This is a genomic window from Streptomyces sp. 3330, assembly GCF_031456635.1.
Lineage (GTDB): Bacteria > Actinomycetota > Actinomycetes > Streptomycetales > Streptomycetaceae > Streptomyces.
The window spans coordinates 243,589-264,467 of the sequence record NZ_JAVDVA010000004.1 but is presented as its reverse complement, the minus strand read 5'-3'; the positions used below and the strand labels follow the sequence as shown (position 1 = coordinate 264,467).

Sequence of the window (20,879 nt, the reverse complement as noted above, 5' to 3'; positions counted from 1 at the left end):
GCCACCGGGTTGCCCTGAGTATAGTTGGCTGGCAGCCAGTCAACGCAGGAGTTCCAGGATGTCCCCGCGCAGCGCGTCGGTCAATGAAGAATTGCGGCGCCGTTCCCGGGAGCGGTTGCTTCAGGCCGCGGTGGAACTGGTGGGCGAGCGCGGATACGAGGCGACGACGCTCGGGGACATCGCGGACCGGGCCGGCTCGGCGCGCGGTCTGGTGTCGTACTACTTCCCCGGCAAGCGGCAGCTGGTCCAGTCGGCCGTGCACCGGCTGATGCACCGGACGCTGGAGGAAGCGCTGGAGCGGGAGCCGCGCACCGAGGACGGCCGGGAGCGGATGGCGCGGGCCATCGACGCGATCCTGGGCCTGGCCCGGGACCGTACGGTGCTGATGCGGCAGCACATGGCGGGTCTGCTGCAGGCCGAAGGGTTCGTGCAGTGCCCGGAGCAGCAGCGTCTCGCCGAGCTGCTGCGGGACACGGCGGCCCGGCACGGGTCGCAGGACGTCGCCCACGACTACCCGATGCTGCGCTCCCAGCTCATGGGCGCCGTCTACGCGATGGTGCTGCCGAACGTGCCGCTGCCCCTCACGACGCTGCGCGCCGAACTGTTCGCGCGCTACCGGCTCGACTGGGAGCAGGGGGTCCCGCCGGACGCCGAGGCGCCCGGCGGGAGGAGTGACACCGATCTGTCGCGCTTCTTCGCGACCGACCCGACGGCTCCGCGGAGCGAGGGTCAGTCGAAGTAGTCCGGCTGGGTCTGGACGTTGAGCTCGTGGACCCGGACCCGCTTGGCCGGGTCGGTGCGCCGGTCGCTGAGCTTCAGCACGTCGAAGCCCTTGGCGATGTCGTTGGAGTAGATGTAACCGTTGTAGTAGTACGCCGACCAGGAGCCGCCGCCCACCAGGGTGGTGGTGGAGATCGGGCCGCGCTCGAAGTAGGCGATCTCCTTGGGCTTCGACGAGTCGGTGAAGTCCCAGACCGAGACACCGCCCTGGTACCAGGCCTGCACCATGATGTCCTTGCCCTTGACCGGGATCAGCGAGCCGTTGTGGGCCACACAGTTCTCGGTGTCCGCCTGGTGGCGGGGGATCTTGTAGTAACTGCGGAAGACCAGCTTGCGCTTGTCGCCCTTGCCGACGATGTCGTAGATGCCGTCGGCGCCCTTGTCCGGCCCGATCGCCGCGTTGCAGGTGGCCGCGCCGCCGCCGCCGAGCTCGTCGGTGAACACGACCTTGTTCGCCTTCTGGTTGAAGGTCGCCGAGTGCCAGAACGCGAAGTTCACGTTGTCCTGGACCTGGTCGATGACCTTCGGGTGCTCCGGGTCCTTGATGGAGAACAGGATGCCGTCGCCCATGCAGGCGCCCGCCGCCAGGTCCTCGGAGGGCAGGACCGTGATGTCGTGGCAGCCGGTCGTCTTGGAGACCCCGGGGTTGGTGGGCGAGCCCGGGTTGCCGCCGCCGTCCGGGCCCTCGCCCGGGAACAGCACGGGGAAGTTCACGATCGCGGCCTTCTCCGGCGCCTTGCGCGGCACCTTGATGACCGAGATGCCGTCGTGCGGGGGCTGGCAGTCCGGGTAGGCGGCGTTCGGCGAGTACGAGGAGACGTAGATGTAGACATTCTTGCGCTCGGGCACCAGCGTGTGGGTGTGCGAGCCGCAGGCGGTCTCGACGGCGGCGACGTACTTCGGGTTCGCCTTGTCGCTGATGTCGAAGACCTTCATGCCCTCCCAGGAGGACTTCTCGGTCACCGGCTGCGTGGTGCTGTTGCAACTGCTGTCGCTGCGTGAGGAGTCGGTGGACAGGAAGAGCAGGTCGCCCGAGACCGAGATGTCGTTCTGCGAGCCGGGGCACAGCACCTGCGCGATGGTTCTGGGCGACTTCGGGTTGCTGATGTCGAAGACGCGGAAGCCGTCGTAGTTGCCGGCGAAGGCGTACTTGCCCTGGAAGGCGAGGTCCGAGTTGGTGCCCGGCAGAGCGTCCTTGGGGATGTTCGTCAGATGCTCGATGTTGTCGGAGTGGACGATCTCGTCCTGCCCCGGTATCTCGCCGTCGGCGATCGCCGCGGCCGCCTCGGCCCGGGCGCCCTCGGACACCTTCTGCTGCACGGCGGGACCGTCCCCCGGGTCGGGGGTCGCGGCCGCCGGAACGGCCGTCAGGAGCGCGGCCAGCAGTCCGGTACACGCGGCGGCCACTCCCAGCCGTCTGCGTCGCGTGCGAAGGTCGTTCAACAGGGTCACTGTTTCCTCCCTTGTCGCCGTTCACGCGGAACGGTTCGCGGTGCTCCGAAGTATCGTCTTCATCATGCACATATCAAAGGTCGGCAACGCACTCGTCACGAATCTTTCGCTTCAGTAGCGCGATCCATGGTGCGAAGATCCAACGAGGACGGCGCCCCGTCCTCAACTCACCTGCCTCAGGAGGTCGTTGTGCTCGTCCGCCGCGTACCCCTCGTCCCGGCCGCCCTGCTGCTCGCCCTCGCCCTCGCCCTCGCGGGGTGCGACTCCGGGCCGGACACCAAGTCGGGCGCGGCGAGCGGCCCTTCGGTGATCGCACCGGGCAAGCCGGGTGAGACGAACCGGACCCTGTCCGCCCAGGACGCGGCCGAGCAGCGCGCCGACGACGACACGCCCAACTCCGCCGACGTGGCGTACGCGCGGATGATGATCCAGCACCACGCGCAGGCCCTGGAGATGACCGGACTCGCCCCGGCGCAGGCCGCGTCGAAGGCCGTGAAGGGACTCGCGTCGCGGATCGGCGCCGCCCAGGGGCCGGAGATCGAAGCCATGAAGGGCTGGCTCACCACCTACGGCGAGGACGAGACGGGCGGCGGGCACGAACACACGGCGATGCCCGGGATGGCCACCGAGGCCCAGCTGACCCAGCTGCGCGCGGCCCGCGGCAAGGCGTTCGACGCGCTGTTCCTCTCCCTGATGATCACCCACCACGGGGGCGCCCTCACCATGGCCGCGGACGTCAAGGCGCAGGGCAACAACGTGCGCATCGAGGAGATGGCGGACGATGTGATCGCCCAGCAGACGAGCGAGATCACCCGGATGCGCGCGCTGCAGTGACATCCCGGGCCACGCGCCCCGCCAACGGGCCCCGGCCGCGGGGCCGGTCGGCGGACCTCACCGACGACCGCCGTCAGCGCCGGGCGTGCCGAGGAGACAGATAACCCGCGTCACGGGCCTGGGCGATCAGCCTCAGCGATCTGCGGCGGCTGTGGCCCGTCGCGCACATGATCGCGAGGACGGGGTCCGCCCCCTCCTCCTGGGCCGCGCGGTACTCCTGCGCGACCAGCCAGCGCCCTTCGACGCCGCGCGGCCAGGCGGGGCGGGCCCTCCGGGGGCCGAACGCCGCGTCGGCGTCCCCCGCGACGGCCGGCTCCGGAACACTCCCGGCGCCGGAGCCCGCGTCCGGGTCGGGCCTGCCGCCCGGCTCCTCCACGCCGCCCGGCCCCTCCGTCCCCTCCATGCCGTCCGCGTCGGACGTCTCGAGGGCGCCGCCCTCCTCGCACCTCTCGAACAGCGGTCCCTCGATCCAGTCCGCGAGCACCGTCAGGTCCACGAGCGACAGGGGCGGCTGGGCGCGGACGTCCTCGACCGAGACCCGCCCCTCGCAGACGACGGCCAGCAGCTCCACCCGCGCACCGTCGACGAACCCCAGCCGCACATGGAACCAGGAAGTGGCGCCCCCGACTTCCCGGACCTCCCACGCGGGCCACACGGAGACCGTGCCGTCCTCGGCGGAACGATCAGAAAGATTAAGAAAGGATGCTTCTAGCACACACGCAAAGTAACCGCATGATCACTTTCCATACGAACGGACACGCGCCGTCGGGGGCGCACAGCACCCTGTCAGCGGAGCCGCCCTGATGCGATGCTGGAGACATCAGCGATCTACTCCGTCCCCCTGGGTAAGGAGTTCCGCGTGCTGCGTGTCGCCGTCGTCGGCTCGGGGCCGAGTGGGGTCTACACCGCCCAGAGCCTGGTCCAGCAGGACCCCGAGGTGCTCGTCGACGTCCTGGACCGGCTGCCGTGCCCGTACGGGCTGGTGCGGTACGGCGTCGCCCCGGACCACGAGAAGATCAAGTCGCTCCAGAACACTCTGCGCGCGGTGCTGGAGCACGAGCGGGTGCGCTTTCTCGGCGGGATCGCGGTGGGCACGGGCGGGGTGCCGACGGCGACGCTGCGCGAGCTGTACCACGCGGTCGTGTACTGCGTGGGCGCCGCGACCGACCGGCATCTCGGCGTCCCCGGGGAGGAGCTGCCGGGCAGCTGGTCGGCGACACAGTTCGTGTCCTGGTACAGCGCGCATCCGGACACCGTCGCCGACGGGTTCCTGCGCGACGTCCGCTCGGCCGTGGTGGTGGGCGTGGGGAACGTGGCGGTGGACGTCACCCGGATCCTGGCCCGGCGGGCGGCCGAGCTCAGCCCGACCGACATGCCCCAGGCGGCGCTGACCGCGCTGGCGGCGAGCGAGGTCGGCGAGATCCACATGGTGGGCCGGCGCGGCCCGTCCCAGGCCCGCTTCACCACCAAGGAGCTGCGCGAGCTGGCCGGCCTGCCGGACACCGAGGTGGTCGTGGACGAGGCCGAGCTGGCACTGGACCCGGCGTACGGCGACCCCTGCGCGCTGCCGCCGGCGCAGCGGCGCAACGTGGAGGTGCTGCGCGGCTGGGCGACCGGCGCGCCGGCCCACGGCGCCCGGCGCCGGATCCGGCTGCGGTTCTTCCTGCGGCCCGTCGAACTCCTCGCCCGCGGGGACCGGTTGGCCGCGGTGCGGTTCGAGCGGACCGCACCGGACGCGCACGGCGGGGTGACGGGCACCGGACGGTTCGAGGAGATCGAGGCGCAGCTGGTGCTGCGGTCGGTGGGCTATCGCGGGGTGCCACTGGAGGGGCTGCCGTTCGATCCGGAGCGGGGCACGGTGCCGCACCTCGCCGGGCGGGTCCTGCGCGAGGGCGCGGTGGCGCCGGGCGAGTACGTGGCGGGCTGGATCAAGCGTGGCCCCACCGGGGTCATCGGCACCAACCGCCCGTGCGCGAAGGAGACGGCGACCTCCCTGCTGGCGGACGGCCCCGTCCTCGTACGGCGGGAGCTGCCGGGTGACCCGCTCGAGCTGCTGCGGGCCGCCGGGGCCGAACCCGTCGAGTGGGCGGGGTGGCTGGCGATCGAGCGGGCCGAGGCGGCGCTGGGCGCCTCGCTCGGGCGGGGTGTGGTGAAGCTGCCGGACTGGGCGGCGCTGCGGGCGGCGGCGGACCCCGCCGCGATCGCTGTACAGGACACACAGCAGCAACATCGGTGAAATCAACAAACTGTTTAAGTCCCGTACGTTCTCGTGCTGTTCGCCTCTCCACCCGTCCGGTCCCTCGAGCCCCCCGACTCGTTCGGCCCGTTCAGCCTGTCCGGATGCCCCCGCCGCCCTGGAGTGCCCATGACCACGACCGCGCCCGTTCATCCCGTCGACGAGGTGCCACCCGCACGGCAGTTGGCCGCCTTCGGCCTCCAGCACGTGCTCGCGATGTACGCGGGCGCGGTGGCCGTGCCCCTCATCGTCGGCGGCGCGATGAAACTGTCTCCCGCCGACCTGGCGTATCTGATCACCGCCGACCTGCTGGTGTGCGGGGTCGCCACGCTGATCCAGTGTGTCGGCTTCTGGCGGTTCGGCGTACGGCTGCCGATCATGCAGGGCTGTACGTTCGCGGCGGTGTCCCCCATGGTGCTGATCGGGACGACGGGCGGCGGACTGCCCGCGATCTACGGATCGGTGATCGTGGCGGGGCTCGCGATCATGCTGCTGGCACCCCTGTTCGGCAGGCTGCTCCGCTTCTTCCCGCCGCTGGTCACCGGCACCGTCATCCTGATCATCGGCATCTCGCTGCTGCCGGTCGCCGGCAACTGGGTTGCGGGCGGCGCCGGTTCGGCGGACTTCGGGGAGCCGAAGAACATCGGCCTCGCCGCCTTCGTCCTGGCCGTGGTACTCGCCGTGCAGCGGTTCGCGCCGCCCTTCCTGAGCCGGATCGCGGTGCTGATCGGCATCGTGGTGGGGCTCGCGGTCTCGGTGCCCTTCGGCTTCACCGACTTCGACGGCGTCGGGGACGCCGACTGGATCGGGATCAGTACGCCGTTCCACTTCGGCGCGCCCGCCTTCGAGGCGTCGGCGATCATCTCGATGCTCGTGGTCGCGCTGGTCACGATGACCGAGACGACCGGTGACCTCATCGCGGTCGGCGAGATGACCGGCCGCAGGGTCGAGCCGCGCAGCCTCTCCGACGGTCTGCGCGCCGACGGTCTGTCGACCGTCCTCGGCGGCGTCTTCAACACCTTCCCCTACACCGCGTACGCGCAGAACGTCGGCCTGGTCGGCATGACCCGGGTGCGCAGCCGCTGGGTCGTCGCCACCGCCGGCGGCATCCTCGTGCTGCTGGGCCTGCTGCCCAAGCTGGGCGCGGTGGTGGCCGCCGTCCCGGCGCCGGTCCTCGGCGGGGCGGGCCTGGTGATGTTCGGGACGGTCGCCGCGAGCGGTCTGCGGACGCTGGCCGAGGTCGACTTCAAGGGGAACCACAATCTGACGGTGGTGGCCGTCTCGGTCGCGATGGGCGTGTTGCCGGTCGGCGTGCCGACGATCTACGAGCAGTTCCCCGACTGGTTCCGGACCGTGATGAACAGCGGCATCAGCGCGGGCTGTCTGACGGCGATCGTCCTGAACCTGCTCTTCAACCACCTGCCCTCGAAGGCTTCGCCGGAGACGGTCGCCCTGCCGACCGGCGGCGGCGAGGAGCCCGTCGGGGACGTGACGGAGAACTCCCGGAAGGAGATCGTCTAGCCGTCCCGCGGGCGGCCGGGTCCGTCGGCCGCCCACCGGGCGTCAACCCGTGCCGCAGGCGGCCCCGTTGCGCGTGAGGGCGGCGGGCGCCGCCCTGTCGCCGGTGCGGGTCGCCCGGTAGCCGATGGTGACGCTCGCGCCGGGGGCGAGCGTGCGGTGGTCAGGGGCGTCGGTCGCCGTCACGGCTCCGGTAGGCGGCGGGCAGCCGGCGCCCCAGCCATCGGTGACGGTCCGGCCGGCGGGCGGGGTGAGGCCGAGCCGCCGGCCGTCGACCGTGGTGGCGCCGGTGTCGGTCAGGGTCACGGAGGCGGTCAGCCCGGTGTTCCAGGCGCTGGTCGTCGCGGTCACCCGGCAACCGCCGGGCAGGGACCGGGGGGCCGTCCGCGTCCAGTCCGAAGAAGGCGATCACCCGGACCGCCGTGCCCCCGGCGGACAGGTTGTGGCCGACGCCCTGGAGGCCGACGGCCTCCACGGGGACCTGGTCATCCGTGGAGGCCGTCACGGGTACGGGTCCGGCCCGGGACCGGCGCGGCGGTGGCGGCCGGGGTCCGGCCCACTCCCCGCACGTCGGGTACATGGGTGCGCGAGAGGACGGAAGCGGCGCGGCGGGTGACTTCGGTCTGCGGTGGCAGACCGGACACGGGCGCCTCGCCGAATCTCGCGAGGGGCGTCCGCACCGCATGGTGACATGCGCGCCCTCGTCATGGAAGCGCTCCCCCGGCAAGCCCTTACCCCTTGGCCGAGCCTGGCCGGGTGGCCGGATGTGTTCTGCGCAAAGCGTTGACTAGAAAGCGCTTACCCCCTACGTTCCGTTCAGCAGCGTGACCGAGCCGCTCACGCCGGGCCCCGAAGGGCCGCACGAGCCACATATGTCGTTCAAGGTCGCGTACGACATTCACATACCTGACCAACCCCCCTCCCCCGAAGGGACGCACCCGCATGCACAGAGGGCCGCCGCCCGCACGGACGCAACGCTCCCCCTCGCCACGGGCGGCCGTACCGCCGAGACCCCTCGGGCCACTCGGGCCGCCCGGAGCACCCCCCACCATCCCCCACCTGGAAGAAGGCATCGGGACATGACTTCACCAGCACTGCCGCGCCGACGGCGCACCCTCACCGGCGCTCTCGCCGCCCTGGCTCTCTCGGTTGGCATGATCATGACGACCGGGGCGCTCGCACCCGCGCACGCCGCCACCTGGCCCAGCGCGACCGGCAGCCAGGCGGTCTCGTCCACCATCTCCGTGTCCGGCACCAAGGACTACGGGATGATCCGCCTCTACGGCACCGGCGACCTTGGCAGCGGCAGCCAGGACGAGGACCAGGGTCCGATCCTGGAACTGGCCGCGGGCGCGGTGGTCAAGAACGTCATCATCGGCGCCCCCGCGGCCGACGGCATCCACTGCAAGGGCGCCTGCACCCTCCAGAACGTCTGGTGGGAGGACGTCGGCGAGGACGCGGCGACCTTCCGCGGCTCCTCGTCGTCCAACGTGTACACCGTCTCGGGCGGCGGCGCGCGGTCGGCCAGCGACAAGGTGTTCCAGTTCAACGGCGCCGGAACGCTGAACATCTCCAACTTCGCGGTGCAGACCTTCGGCACGTTCGTGCGCTCCTGCGGCAACTGTTCGACGCAGTACAAGCGGACGATCAACCTCAACACCGTCGAGGCGACCTACTCGGGCAGCAAGCTCGTCGGCATCAACACCAACTACGGCGACAGCGCGACCCTGAAGAACATCACGATCGTCGGCGACAGCAGCAAGAAGATCGTCCCGTGCCAGAAGTACATCGGCAACAACACCGGGGCCGAGCCGACCACCAACGGCAGCGGCGCGGACGGGACCTACTGCAAGTACGCCTCGTCCGACATCACCTACAAGTAGCGCCCCGCCCGCCGGAGTCCGCACGGTGGGAAGGCGGCCGTACGAAGCGTCCCCGCACGGCGCTTCGCACGGCCGCCGCGCCTACGCGCCCGCCCCCGACACCATGTCGACGAGCTCGCGCTGGTAGTGACCGTAGGCGCCGCGCAGGGCGGGCCCCGGCCAGTCGGCGGGGAGGAGGCCGGCCGGCAGCACCGGGTCGGCGAGGAGATGCCGGACGACGGCCGCGAGGGCCGTGAAGCGGTCGGCGGGCCGCCGGGTCGCCTCGACGTGGGCCAGCAGGGTCCGGGCGGTGCGCGCCCAGGTGTCGAGCGGCCACAGCCCGGCGGCCAGCTCGGGAGCGGGCGCGCCGGGGCGGGCGGTGAAGCGCTGGAGCACGTCGGCGAGATCCGCGGGCCAGGGGCGGCCCAGATTGTCGGGCCGCAGCCAGACCCCCTCGCGCAGTTCGGCGAGCCGCAGGGCGGTCAGCCGGCCGCGCAGTTCGGCACGCTCGGCGGGGCCGCGGCCGGTCGCGGTGACGACGGCCATCTCCCAGGCACCGTCCCACGCGCGGGTGTCCGGGTGCACGGCGTCGTCCTGGCGGCGCTGGCGCTCCAGCAGCCGGTCGCTGAGCCGGTAGACGCCGTCCGTCCGCCGCAGGTCGCCCGCCGCCACCATCCGGCTGAGCGCGGCCCGCACCGTGGATCCGCCGACGCCGAACGGCTCCACCCCGCGGACCAGGTCCTTCGCCGCCATCTCGGGCGGATGCGTGCCCAGCAGCAGGCTCAGGACCACCGACCGCGCGGACAGCGGGGGCAGATCGACCTCGCCGGGCTGCGCCGTCACGTTCATCCGCATGAGGCCGTACTGTACGTGCGCCGACGATGTTGCACTATTGCTACACCCGTAGGACAAGTGCAACATGGGCCGCATGGCCCAGATACTCACCCCGCCGCAGCCGCAGGCGCACCCCGCGCCGCCCGGCCCTCCGTACGTCACCCACGACGTCGCCAATCAGCCGCCGCCCCTGGCCCCGTACGACGCCTCCGACGACGTGGCCCTGCTGGAGGGGCTGCGGCGCGAGGGCGCCGGGTGGGCGGAGCCGGACGTCCGCCGGATCGGCCTGCTGGCGGGCGGCGTCGAGGCACAGGAGTGGGGCGAGCTGGCCAACCGGCACGAGCCCGTCCTGCGCACGCACGACCGCTACGGGCACCGCGTCGACGAGGTCGACTTCCACCCCGCCTGGCACGAGCTGCTGCGGGTCGCGGTCGCGGAGGGGCTGGCCGGCGCGCCCTGGGCGGACGACCGGCCGGGCGCCCATGTGGCACGCACGGCGGGCGGCCTCGCCTGGGGGCACACGGACGCCGGACACGGCTGCCCGACGTCGATGACCTATGCGGCCGTCCCCGCGCTGCGCCGCCAGCCGGACCTCGCCGCCGTCTACGAGCCGCTGCTGACCGGCCGGGTGTACGACCCGGGGCTGCGGGCGCCGGCCCAGAAGCGCGGGCTGCTGGCGGGCATGGGGATGACCGAGAAGCAGGGCGGCTCCGACGTCCGGACGAACACGACGACGGCCCGGCCCACGGCGGAGCCCGGTGTGTACACCCTGCGCGGACACAAGTGGTTCACGTCGGCGCCGATGTGCGACGTCTTCCTGGTGCTGGCGCAGGCGCCGGACGGGCTCTCGTGCTTCCTGGTGCCGCGGGTGCTGCCCGACGGCACCCGCAACACGTTCCGCGTCCAGCGGCTGAAGGACAAGCTGGGCAACCGCTCCAACGCCTCCTCCGAGCCCGAGTTCGACGGGACCGTGGCCTGGCTGGTCGGGCCCGAGGGACAGGGCGTGAAGACCATCATCGAGATGGTCAACTGCACACGCCTGGACTGCGTGATGATGTCGGCGACGCTGATGCGCAAGACGCTCGTCGAGGCGGGTCACCATGTGCGCCACCGCACCGCGTTCGGCGCGCGGCTGCTGGACCAGCCGCTGATGCGCAACGTGCTGGCCGACCTGGCCCTGGAGTCGGAGGCCGCCACCACGCTCACCCTGCGGCTCGCCGGGGCGGCCGACCGGTCGGTGCGCGCAGCCGGCGACCGGGGCCCCGAACGCGCCTTCCGGCGGATCGCCACCGCCGTCGGCAAGTACTGGGTGACCAAACGGGGTCCGGCGTTCACCGCGGAGGCCCTGGAGTGCCTCGGCGGCAACGGCTACGTGGAGGACTCCGGAATGCCCCGCCACTACCGCGAGGCGCCGCTGCTGTCCATCTGGGAGGGCTCGGGCAACGTCAACGCCCTCGACGTGCTGCGGGCGTTGACCCGCGAACCCGAGACGGCGGACGCCCTGTTCGGTGAACTCGCCCTGGCGCGGGGCGCGGACGCCCGTCTCGACGCCGCCGTCTCGCGGCTGCGGACCCGGCTGGGCGAGGCGACGCCGGCCGGAGCCCGCCGTCTGGTGGAGCAGATGGCCCTCACCCTCCAGGCCTCGCTCCTGGTCCGGCACGCCCCGCCCGCCGTCGCCGACGCGTTCTGCGCGACCCGGCTGGGCGGCGACTGGGGGTACGCCTTCGGCACGCTCCCGGACGGCGCCGATCTCGACGGGATCCTGGAACGGAGCCTTCCCGGCGCGAACTGACGCCCCCGGTCCCGCGTACGGACCCTCGCCGGGCCGCTCGACGGTCCGCCGCCCCCGCCGTCGGGGCGGCGGGCGGGGCGCGGACCGGGCGCGTCGGGACCGGGTCAGCCCGTCGGGCGGCCCCAGAGCGCGTCGAAGCGGGCCCAGTCGGTGTCCCACTGCTCCACGCGCCGGCGTTCCAGTCGGCCCCGCAGGACGCGGCCGCCCGCGAAGGGGAGCGCGGCCACGCCGACGCCCGCCAGACCGCCCACGAGGGAGGCGCGCAGTCTGGCCTGGGTCGCGGTGGCCGGTTTCGTCACCAGGCGGCCCTGCCGGTCCGTCCAGACCGTGACGGGGGTGCCCGCGGCGCTGCCGGGGGCGACCCGGACCTGGCCCTGGTGCGCGGAGCCGTCCGGTCCGGTCCAGCCGACCTTCGCCCACACCCGGTCACCGGCGGAGGAGCCGTTCACGGCGGCCTTGCCCGGGGCCTGTTCGGTCAACCGCCCCTGCAGGGGCCGCCACTCGACGCGTTCCCGCGCCAGACCGTGTTCGACGGACCCCGCGGTCGCCCACCCCGCCAGCAGCCCGGCGAGGACGGTCAGCGCCCACGCGCCGAGCACGACCCAGGCCTCCACCGTGTCGGCGCGGCGCTTGAGCGGGTTGCGCCGCCAGCGCCACAGCCACACCTTCGGACCACGGAACGCCATCGAAGGCTTCCTCCTCGTGAGCACATGAACATCCCGGCCGCCCTCCCATACGCGGCAGGCGGGCCCGATGCTCAGGCCGAATCCCTCGTCCCGACGGTCCCACGGCCCCGGCGTCCGCGCAGGCGTCCCCGCGAAAGTGGCCGATGTCATGCGGTCCAGACCCGCCGTCGCCGCCGTGACCTGCGGCGACGGCGTTTCCAGAGGTGACTGTCAGTGGTGGGGTGCAAACTGGCCGGTGTCCGGGACGAGGACGTCACGGACAGACACCGCGGAGGTGAGCGGCATGACCGAGACACTGCTCGCCGTGGGCACGCGCAAGGGCCTGTTCATCGGGCGCCGGCGCGGTGGCTCATGGGAGTTCGACGAGTCCCCCTACTTCAACGCACAGGCGATCTACTCGGTCGCCATCGACACCCGCGGCGACCGGCCGCGGCTGCTGGCCGGGGGCGACAGCGCGCACTGGGGCCCGTCGGTGTTCCACTCCGACGACCTGGGGCGGACCTGGACCGAACCGGCCGCGCCCGCCGTCAAGTTCCCGCAGGACACGGACGCCTCGCTGGAGCGGGTGTGGCAGCTGCACCCGGCGGCGGCCGAGCCGGACGTGGTGTACGCGGGCACGGAACCGGCCGCGCTGTACCGCTCGCGGGACCGTGGCGAGAGCTTCGAGCTGGTGCGCCCGCTGTGGGAGCACCCCACCCGCTCGAAGTGGGTGCCGGGCGGCGGCGGCGAGGGCCTGCACACCGTCCTCACCGACACCCGCGACCCGCGGTCGGTGACCGTTGCCGTGTCGACGGCCGGGGTGTTCCGCACGAGCGACGGCGGCGCGAGCTGGGCGCCGGCCAACTCCGGTGTCTCGGCGGTGTTCCTGCCGGATCCGAACCCGGAGTTCGGCCAGTGCGTGCACAAGGTCGCGAGGGACGCGGCGAACCCGGACCGCCTCTACCTCCAGAACCACTGGGGGGTCTACCGGAGCGACGACGGGGGCGGGCGGTGGACCGACATCGGCGCGGGCCTGCCCTCCACCTTCGGCTTCGCCGTCGCCGCGCACCCGACGCGCGGGGACACGGCGTACGTGTTCCCGATCAACGCCGACGCGGACCGGGTGCCCGCCGACCGCCGGTGCCGGGTCTTCCGCACCTCCGACGCGGGCCGGAGCTGGGAGCCGCTCACGGCCGGCCTGCCGCAGGAGGACCACTACGGCACGGTGCTGCGCGACGCGCTGTGCACGGACGACGGGGACCCGGCGGGCGTGTACTTCGGCAACCGCAACGGCGAGGTGTTCGCCTCGGCCGACGACGGCGACAGCTGGCGGCAGTTGGCCTCGCACCTGCCGGACGTCCTGTGCGTACGGGCCGCGGTGGTCGGATGAACCGACGCACGCGCGAGGCCCGGCCGTCCGGCCCCGGCCACCGGTTGATCAGCGCCGTGCGTACGGCAGTAGGGTGACGCCGTGGCACCACGACCCTTGCATGAAATCGTCGAACCGGGCTGGGCCGAGGCCCTTGCACCCGTGGCCGGGAAGATCGCCGAGATGGGCGACTTCCTGCGCGCGGAGATCGCCGCGGGACGCACCTACCTCCCTGCCGGACAGAACGTCCTGCGGGCCTTCCAGCAGCCCTTCGACGACGTCCGCGTCCTGATCGTCGGACAGGACCCGTATCCGACGCCCGGGCACGCGGTCGGTCTGTCGTTCTCGGTCGCTCCGGAGGTCCGCCCGCTGCCCGGCAGCCTGATCAACATATACCGGGAGCTGAACACCGACCTCGGCCTGCCGCAGCCGTCCAACGGCGATCTGACGCCGTGGACGCGCCAGGGGGTGCTGCTGCTCAACAGGGCGCTCACCACCGCCCCGCGCAAGCCGGCCGCCCACCGCGGGAAGGGCTGGGAGGAGGTCACCGAGCAGGCGATACGGGCGCTGGCGGCGCGCGGCAAGCCCCTGGTGTCGATCCTGTGGGGCCGCGACGCCCGCAATCTGCGTCCACTGCTCGGGGATCTGCCCTCGGTGGAGTCCGCGCACCCCTCCCCCATGTCGGCGGACCGCGGCTTCTTCGGCTCGCGGCCGTTCAGCAGGGCGAACGACCTGCTGGTCCGGCAGGGGGGTCAGCCGGTGGACTGGCGCCTGCCGTGACCGTCGGCGCCGGTCCGGGCGACGGGGCCGGGACCGGCTCCGCGGCCGGCTCCGGCGGCGGCGTCCTCGCCGTGGACTCGGGCGGTTCCGGTCTCCGGGCCGTCCTGGGCACCGCCGAGCGCGGTGCTCTCGGGCGACGCTCGTCGCCGGTGCCCGTGCGCACCGGTGCGCGGGGCATCGACCCGGACCATCTGATGGCTCAACTGACCCCGCTGGTCAGGGCGTTGTCGGTGGAGACCGGTGTCTGTCGGCCCGCGACGGCGGTCGTGGGCGCGGCGGGGCTCGGCACCCTGGGCGACGCCCTGCGCGCCGAGCTGCCGGGCGCCCTGGCGCGGGAGTTCGGCGTCCGCACGACCGCGCTCGCCGCCGACGCCGTCACCGCCTATGTCGGCGCCCTCGGACCGCGGCCGGGCGCCGTGGTGGCCGCGGGCACGGGCCTGATCGCGATCGGCACGGACCTGACGGCATGGCAGCGGGCGGACGGCTGGGGCCATCTGCTCGGCGACTGCGGCAGCGGCGCGTGGATCGGGCGGGCCGGTCTGGATGCCGCCCTGCGCGCGTACGACGGGCGTCCCGGCGGGTCGGCCGCGCTGCTGGCCCGGGCCGAGGAGCGGTTCGGGCCGATGCCCGGGCTGCCCGGTCAGCTGTACCCGCGTCCCGACCGCCCGGCCGTTCTCGCCTCCTTCGCGCCGGAGGTGGCCGCGTGCGCCCGGGAGGATCCGGTCGCCGCGGGCGTTCTGCGCGACGCGGCCCGGCACATGGCCGGGTCGGCGGCCGCCGTCTGCCCGGCCGGCGGAGCGCCCCGGATCGCGCTCACCGGGGGCCTGTTCGGCATGGGCGCCCCCCTCCTCGTCCCGCTGGAGGAGGAACTGGCGCGGCTGCTGCCGCACGCCGTGCGGGTGCCGGCCGAGGGCGATCCGCTGGACGGCGCCGTGCGCATCGCCGTCGGACTGGCGACGGGCGCGCTCACGCTGCCGAGCGACGGAATCCTGTTCTCGGTGGTGAACCCCGCCTGATGCATCATGCGTAGAGAAAGTACGTCATGACCCAAAGAGGGGGATTACCGCCTCCGCGGGCAAGTCGCCTGGAAAACACGCTGATCACTTCTGATCCGTACGTAACTCATCAGACAAAACCGGACGGATACCGCTCACGTGCACCCTCCCCGAACAGGGGAGCCCAGGAAGCCAGTAACATGCGTCGCCATGAGCTCCCCCACTGGGCCCGCGTCCGGCCTGCCAGTACGAATGCCGCGGCCTCGCCAGCCCGGGCGGCACCGCCGACCCGAGCCGCTGGCGGCTCCCGAGGGCGCGCCCGCGCTCGTCCTCGCGGTGCCTGGTCCGCCGAGCGCCGCCACGCGCGGCCTCGCCGAGGAGATCGTGAGCATCGCCCGCTCCGAGCTGCCCGGCCTCGACGCCCGCATCGGCTACCTGGACGGGGACGACAACGGTTTCCCCACCCTCCAGTCCGTTCTCGCGCACGCCGCCGACGAGCGCACCGCCCGCTTCGAGCAGGCCCGCGCCGCCGGACTGGACGTCAAGGAGCCCGACGGCCCGGTGGGCGTCGTCGTGCCGCTGCTGGCCGGTCCCGACAGCGCGCTGCTGCGCCAGGTCCGCCAGGCCGTCATGGAGAGCCGGATCGCGGCCGAGCTGACCGATGTGCTCGGCCCGCACCCGCTGCTCGCCGAGGCCCTGCACGTGCGGCTGTCCGAGGCGGGCCTGGCCCGCGCCGACCGCGCCCGGCTGTTCACCGTGGCGACGGCCGCGGACGGCATCATCCTCGCCTCCGTGGGCGGCGAGGAGGCCGTGCAGGCCGCCGGGATCACCGGCATGCTGCTCGCCGCGCGCCTCGCCGTGCCGGTGATGGCCGCGGCTCTCGACCAGGAGGGCTCCATCGCCTCCGTCGCCGAGCAGCTGCGCACCTCCGGCTCCCAGCAGCTGGCGCTGGCGCCCTACCTGATCGGCCCGGAGATCGACGCCACGCTGATCGAGGAGGCGGCCAGGGAGGCAGGTTGCGCCGCCGCCGAGGCGCTCGGCCCGTACCCGGCCATCGGCAAGCTCGCGCTGGCCAAGTACACGACCGCGCTCGGTATCGCCCCGCCGCAGCCCCAGGGCGCGCCGGTCCGCTGAGCCGCCGCAGGGACGTCGTACGGACGAAGGGCCCGCTCCGGGTGTGGAGCGGGCCCTTCGGCGTCGGCGGATGCAGGACGGCGCGCGGCCGGCCCGGGCGCCGGACAGCGGGGACGGTCAGCCGAGGACCACGCAGGAGGCGGCGGGGACCGCGATCGAACCGGCCCGCCGGGGCAGGCCGGTCGCCGGGTCGAGGGAGAACCAGGTGACGTCGCCCGAGCGCTCGTTCGCGACGTAGAGGAAGCCGCCGGATTCGGCGACGGCCCGCGGCCAGTGCCCGGCGCAGGGCACGGTCCCGACCAGCCGCAGCGACTCCCCCGCGCCCTCCACGGCGAACACCGAGAGCACGTCCTCGCCCCGGGTGGCGATCCACACGAACCGGCCGTCGGGCGAGACGGCGACGCCCGACGGGTAGGCGTCCCCGGCCGGAGCGCCGGGCAGGACGGCGACCTCGGCCAGCGGCTTCAGCGAGCCGTCCGAGGCGTCCCAGCGGCAGACGGTGACGGTCGGGGTGAGCTCGTTGACCACATAGGCGTACCCGCCCCCCGGGTGGAAGGCCAGGTGGCGCGGCCCGGATCCGGGGCGCAGCGCGTGCTCACGGTGCAGGACGGGGCTGCCCTCGCGCAGCGCGCACACCCGCACCGAATCCGTCCCGAGGTCCACGCTGACCGCCCAGCGCCCGGTCGGGTCGGGCTGGACCTGGTGGGCGTGGGGGCCTTGCTGGCGCCGCGTGTGCGGGCCCGAGCCGGTGTGCCGGAGGACGCCGGAGGCGACCCGGGCCAGGCTGCCGTCGGCGCGGACCGGGACGGCGGAGACGCTGCCGGAGCCGTAGTTGGCGGTGAGGACGTGTCCGTCGAACACGCTGAGGTGCGTGGGTCCGCTGCCGCCGACCGGCACGGGCGGCCCGGTCTGCTCCGGCGCGTCGCCCGTCACCCGGTACGCGGCCACCGCGCCGTCCGCCGTCTCGCTGACCGCGTACAGCGTGTCGCCGGAGGCCGACAGGGCCAGGTACGAGGGGTCGGGAACGCCGTTCACGCTGCTCAGGACGGTCAGCGCACCGCTGACCGGATCCACGGCGGCGGCCACGATCCCGGGCCCTCCGGCCGCCGTGAACGAGCCGATGAACGCCCGCCGTCGCCTTCCGCCGAGGTCTGCCACCGCTGTCCCCTCCCGGGTCGCCGCTGCCGCTGCTGACGCTGCTGCTCGGGTGACCGTAGCAGTCGATCACCAGCGGTCTAGACCAGGCGCGCTCGCTCGGCCGGGCGACGACGCCCGGGCGGCGGCCCGCCGCGGCCGCAGGCCGGGTCCGCTCAGGCGCCGACGGAGACGCGGGAGGCACCGCGCAGGGGCACGGCGAGTTCGAGGAGTGCCCGCTCCAGGGCGTGCAGGTGGGCGAGCACCGGCTCGGCCGCCGCGCCGGCCGGCACGACGTCGGTCTCGGCGGCGGGGCGGGGCCGTCCGTCGCCCGGTGCGGCGGTGAGCGCCTCGACGGCCGCCTCCACCCGCCAGCAGGCGGCGACGAGGCGTGCGTCGTGCGAGGCCTCGGGGTCCGCGGCGACCGAGGCCAGCCCGCGCACCTCGCGGGCGCAGTCGTCGAGCAGCTCCAGCACGTGCCGGGCCCGGCCCTTGCGCGCCCGCAGCGGGCTGAGCGGATGCACCAGCGGCGCCAGGGACAGCCGGACCCGGGCGAGGATCTGCTCCAGCTCGGCCACCCGCCGGGCCGGGTCCGCCGCCGCGGAACCGGCGAGCCGGGCGGCGGCCTCGGCGGTGCACAGGTGCACACAGCGCAGCGCGCGCTCGACCCAGGCCTCGGTGACGGCGTGCGTGGTCACCGGCAGCACCAGCAGCACCGCCAGCGCGGCCCCCAGCGCCCCGACGGCCGTCTCGGTCACCCGCAGGGCGAGGAGCGCCGGGTCGAGCAGGCCGAGCAGCCCGTACAGGGCGCTCGCCATGACGGTGACGGCGAGCATCATCCAGGTGTACGACACGGCGGCCGAGTAGAAGATCCCGAAGACGCCGACCGCCACGACGACGGCGGTCGCCACCGGCTCGCCGTGCAGGGGAAGGGCCACGACCAGGCCCAGCACGATCCCGAGGACGGTCCCGAGGAACCGCCGGAACCCCCGCACGAGGGTCTCGCCGCGCGAGGTCGTGTTCACGAACACCCACCAGGTGGCGCCCACGGCCCAGTACCACCGCTGGTCCGACAGGGCCTGCCCGGCGACGAGGGCGATCCCGGCGCCCACGGTCGCCTGCGTCGCCTGCCGCGTGGTGATCCGGGCCAGTCCCGTCCCGCCGGTCGGCGGGGCGACGGCCGTCGGCGCCGGCAGCCGGCGTTCGTAGGGCCAGATCCCGAACCGCACCGCGGACGACGCGCCGACCGACAGCAGGACGGCCGCGCACAGCTCGGGCAGCTGGCCGGGGACGGTGTGCAGGAACTGGGCGGCGAAGAAGGTCATGAACGCGAACACCCCGAGCGCGTGCCCGCGCGGTCCCCAGCGCCGCGCGTACACCCCGGCGCCGACCACGGCGAGGAAGGCCACGTCACGGGCGACGGGCACGTCGTGCAGCAGAGCGGCGAGAGCCAGCACCGGCAGCCCGACGGCCGGGAGCAGGGCGGTGGTCACGGCCTGTCCGCGCACCGTCGCGTCCGTCACCGTGAACAGCGCGAGCAGCGCGGCCAGGCCCCCGGTGATGGCCGCCACCAGCGAGTGCCCGGCCAGCCCGCACAGCGCGACGGCGAGCCCGATGCCGAGCACGGCCCGGGAGGCGAACCGCAGTCGCACCCGTCCCGGATCCGGTGCCATGAACGCCCTCTTCAGCAAGCTGCCCCGCCCTTTCCCCACCCTGACGCACCACCGCATGAGAAAGGCGCCGCGGGGATCCGCAGCGCCATCGACTCCGCCATTTCATCACCCGGAGGGCTGGTGGTTCAACAGGGCACGGTCCGACTGGGCCAATGGCCCATCCAGAACGGCCGCTCCTCGGCCACCAGCCTGCCAACGGCACACTCCCCCCGACGGCCTCAGCGGCGGCGCCCGCACCGCCGACGGCCCGGGCACCGGCCGTCGCACTGGGCCATTGGTACAGTCGGCGATGATCACGAACGCGCGAGGAGGGCCGCCGGATGGCCGTGGACGAGCTGGACACCCGCATCCTGCGCCTGCTGCTCGAACAGCCGCGGACGAGCGTGCGGGAGTACGCCCGCGTCCTCGGCGTCGCGCGCGGCACCCTGCAGGCCCGGCTCGACCGGCTGGAGCGGGACGGCGTGATCACCGGCACGGCGCCGTCGCTCTCGCCCGCCGCGCTGGGCCATCCGGTGCTCGCGTTCGTGCACATCGAGGTCACCCAGGGGCACCTCGACGACGTGGGCGACGCGCTGGCCGCCGTGCCGGAGATCGTCGAGGCGTTCTCCATCACCGGTGGAGGCGACCTCATCACCCGGGTCGTGGCGCGCGACAACGCCCACCTGGAGGACGTGATCCAGAAGCTGATCAGCCTGCCCGGTGTGGTCCGCACCCGTACCGAGGTCGCCCTGCGCGAGCGGGTGCCGCACCGGCTGCTGCCCCTGGTGGAGTCGATCGGGCGAGCGGCCTCGGGCTAGCGGCCGCTTCGCGCGTTGCCGTCCCGCCGGGACCGCCGACGCTCTCCCGCCACCGGGTCCGACCGCCCGGAGGCCGGAACGCGGCCGTCTCCGGCGACCTGCCGCCCTCCCTCGCCCCGGTGAGCGGGAAGCCGCCGCACCTCACCCTCGACGGCACCGGGGTTCGCCCCGTTCTTCGAGGCACGTGCCCTGACGAGAAAAGGCCGTCACGGCCGGCGGCGGGGCTTGCCGCCGCCGGTACCCCGCCGGCCGCCGCCCTTCGCGGCCCCGCCCTTCGCAGCCCCGCCCTTCGCGGCGCCTCCGCGGCCGCGGGAACCCCCGGCGCCGCCCTTGCCCGCACCGCCGCCCGCCTGCGGCTTCCGACGCTCGCGCTCGCCCTTGCGGTCCGCCGCCGGGGCCTGCTGGGCACGGCCGCGCGTGCTGTTGACGGTGCGGCCGCGGACGATGCCGATGAAGTCCTCGACCAGCTCGGTGGTCGCGTCCTCGGGCCAGGCGAGGGCGATGTCCGACCGGGGGGCGTCGACGATCGTCCGGTAGGTGAGGTCCTTGCGGTGGTGGAGACGGGCCAGGGACTGGGGCACGACCAGCACGCCGATGTTCGCCGCGACCAGCTCGATCGCGTCCTCGGTGGTCGCCGGACGCTCGAAGGCGGCCTCTCCGGGCGGCCGCTCCCAGCCGAGGACGTCGTCCAGCGGGTGCAGGACCACCTCGTCGGCGAGGTCGGCCACCGTGACCTCCTCGGCCGCGGTGATCACGTGGTCCCGGGGGACCACGACGACGGTGGTCTCCGTGTAGAGAGGGATCGCGCTGAACACCGTCCGGTCGACCGGAAGGCGCACGAAGGCGGCGTCCGCGGCGCCCTCGCGCAAGACGTCGGAGGCTTCCGCGGGGGTCACCTGGAGGAGGTCGAGGGGGGTGTCGGGCAGGCGCTCCGCCCAGATCCGCACCCACTTGGCGGGCGTCACTCCGGGGACGTACGCGAGCCGGAACGAGGAGGAGTCCGCCGAGTCGGTCATCCCGCCAG

Annotated in this window: 19 protein-coding genes; 11 read left to right on the top strand and 8 right to left on the bottom strand. The window is 73.7% G+C overall.

Annotation, left to right across the window (positions count from 1 at the left end; genetic code table 11):
- Positions 1-58 precede the first annotated feature (58 nt).
- Positions 59-742 (top strand): helix-turn-helix domain-containing protein, encoded by a 684-nt coding sequence (locus tag J2X68_RS09195; protein ID WP_310431968.1) that lies wholly within the window; start codon positions 59-61, stop codon positions 740-742.
- Here the strand turns inward: J2X68_RS09195 and J2X68_RS09190 are convergent.
- Positions 730-2,232 carry a hypothetical protein gene (locus J2X68_RS09190; protein WP_310431967.1) on the bottom strand — a complete coding sequence of 501 codons (1,503 nt, stop codon included), beginning with the start codon at positions 2,230-2,232 and terminating at the stop codon, positions 730-732. The two genes, J2X68_RS09195 and J2X68_RS09190, sit on opposite strands and share 13 nt — an antisense overlap.
- A 189-nt stretch (positions 2,233-2,421) precedes the next feature.
- On the opposite strand from J2X68_RS09190, the gene J2X68_RS09185 reads away from it, so the two are divergent.
- Positions 2,422-3,066 carry a DUF305 domain-containing protein gene (locus J2X68_RS09185; protein WP_310431966.1) on the top strand — a complete coding sequence of 215 codons (645 nt, stop codon included), beginning with the start codon at positions 2,422-2,424 and terminating at the stop codon, positions 3,064-3,066.
- Positions 3,067-3,139: 73 nt separating this feature from the next.
- On the opposite strand, the gene J2X68_RS09180 is transcribed toward J2X68_RS09185, so the two are convergent.
- Positions 3,140-3,721, bottom strand: coding sequence for a DUF6214 family protein (locus J2X68_RS09180; protein WP_310432136.1), 582 nt, complete (start codon positions 3,719-3,721; stop codon positions 3,140-3,142).
- Positions 3,722-3,925: 204 nt separating this feature from the next.
- Here J2X68_RS09180 and J2X68_RS09175 point away from each other — a divergent pair, with 204 nt between their 5' ends.
- Together J2X68_RS09175 and J2X68_RS09170 are read left to right on the top strand one after the other, a co-directional pair.
- Positions 3,926-5,302, top strand: a complete 1,377-nt coding sequence (locus J2X68_RS09175) for an FAD-dependent oxidoreductase (RefSeq protein WP_399039630.1) — start codon at positions 3,926-3,928, stop codon at positions 5,300-5,302.
- Between the two features lie 129 nt (positions 5,303-5,431).
- Positions 5,432-6,823: a nucleobase:cation symporter-2 family protein gene (locus tag J2X68_RS09170; protein ID WP_310431964.1), complete on the top strand. Its 1,392-nt coding sequence runs from the start codon at positions 5,432-5,434 to the stop codon at positions 6,821-6,823.
- 42 nt (positions 6,824-6,865) lie between these two features.
- Here J2X68_RS09170 and J2X68_RS09165 read toward each other — a convergent pair whose 3' ends face one another.
- Entirely contained in the window at positions 6,866-7,171 is a 306-nt protein-coding gene (locus tag J2X68_RS09165) for a cellulose binding domain-containing protein (protein ID WP_310431963.1), read from the bottom strand.
- A 728-nt stretch (positions 7,172-7,899) separates the two neighbouring features.
- Here J2X68_RS09165 and J2X68_RS09160 point away from each other — a divergent pair.
- Complete coding sequence (locus tag J2X68_RS09160) at positions 7,900-8,703, top strand: pectate lyase (protein ID WP_310431962.1); 804 nt, start codon at positions 7,900-7,902, stop codon at positions 8,701-8,703.
- An 81-nt stretch (positions 8,704-8,784) separates the two neighbouring features.
- Here J2X68_RS09160 and J2X68_RS09155 read toward each other — a convergent pair whose 3' ends face one another.
- A complete protein-coding gene (locus J2X68_RS09155; RefSeq protein WP_310431961.1) occupies positions 8,785-9,537 on the bottom strand; it encodes a PaaX family transcriptional regulator C-terminal domain-containing protein in 753 nt (250 codons plus the stop codon).
- A gap of 73 nt (positions 9,538-9,610) precedes the next feature.
- Between J2X68_RS09155 and J2X68_RS09150 the strand changes: the two genes are divergently transcribed.
- Entirely contained in the window at positions 9,611-11,308 is a 1,698-nt protein-coding gene (locus J2X68_RS09150) for an acyl-CoA dehydrogenase family protein (protein ID WP_310431960.1), read from the top strand.
- Positions 11,309-11,412: 104 nt separating this feature from the next.
- On the opposite strand, the gene J2X68_RS09145 is transcribed toward J2X68_RS09150, so the two are convergent.
- Entirely contained in the window at positions 11,413-11,994 is a 582-nt protein-coding gene (locus J2X68_RS09145) for a hypothetical protein (protein ID WP_310431959.1), read from the bottom strand.
- 283 nt (positions 11,995-12,277) lie between these two features.
- On the opposite strand from J2X68_RS09145, the gene J2X68_RS09140 reads away from it, so the two are divergent.
- The 4 genes from J2X68_RS09140 (at position 12,278) to J2X68_RS09125 (ending at position 16,251) form a co-directional block, all read left to right on the top strand.
- Positions 12,278-13,363: an exo-alpha-sialidase gene (locus tag J2X68_RS09140; RefSeq protein WP_310431958.1), complete on the top strand. Its 1,086-nt coding sequence runs from the start codon at positions 12,278-12,280 to the stop codon at positions 13,361-13,363.
- 81 nt (positions 13,364-13,444) lie between these two features.
- A complete protein-coding gene (locus J2X68_RS09135) occupies positions 13,445-14,122 on the top strand; it encodes a uracil-DNA glycosylase (protein WP_310431957.1) in 678 nt (225 codons plus the stop codon).
- Entirely contained in the window at positions 14,119-15,138 is a 1,020-nt protein-coding gene (locus J2X68_RS09130) for a BadF/BadG/BcrA/BcrD ATPase family protein (RefSeq protein WP_310431956.1), read from the top strand. Before J2X68_RS09135 ends, J2X68_RS09130 begins: the two co-directional genes overlap by 4 nt.
- 189 nt (positions 15,139-15,327) lie before the next feature.
- Positions 15,328-16,251 (top strand): hypothetical protein, encoded by a 924-nt coding sequence (locus tag J2X68_RS09125; protein WP_310431955.1) that lies wholly within the window; start codon positions 15,328-15,330, stop codon positions 16,249-16,251.
- Positions 16,252-16,368: 117 nt separating this feature from the next.
- On the opposite strand, the gene J2X68_RS09120 is transcribed toward J2X68_RS09125, so the two are convergent.
- Positions 16,369-17,409, bottom strand: a complete 1,041-nt coding sequence (locus tag J2X68_RS09120) for a lactonase family protein (protein ID WP_310431954.1) — start codon at positions 17,407-17,409, stop codon at positions 16,369-16,371.
- A gap of 152 nt (positions 17,410-17,561) precedes the next feature.
- On the bottom strand, positions 17,562-19,076 hold the full coding sequence (locus J2X68_RS09115; RefSeq protein WP_310431953.1) for an FUSC family protein: 1,515 nt from the start codon (positions 19,074-19,076) through the stop codon (positions 17,562-17,564).
- Between the two features lie 302 nt (positions 19,077-19,378).
- Between J2X68_RS09115 and J2X68_RS09110 the strand changes: the two genes are divergently transcribed.
- Complete coding sequence (locus J2X68_RS09110) at positions 19,379-19,855, top strand: Lrp/AsnC family transcriptional regulator (RefSeq protein ID WP_310431952.1); 477 nt, start codon at positions 19,379-19,381, stop codon at positions 19,853-19,855.
- Positions 19,856-20,061: 206 nt separating this feature from the next.
- Here J2X68_RS09110 and J2X68_RS09105 read toward each other — a convergent pair whose 3' ends face one another.
- Positions 20,062-20,871 (bottom strand): LysR family substrate-binding domain-containing protein, encoded by an 810-nt coding sequence (locus tag J2X68_RS09105; protein ID WP_310431951.1) that lies wholly within the window; start codon positions 20,869-20,871, stop codon positions 20,062-20,064.
- Between the last annotated feature and the right edge of the window lie 8 nt (positions 20,872-20,879).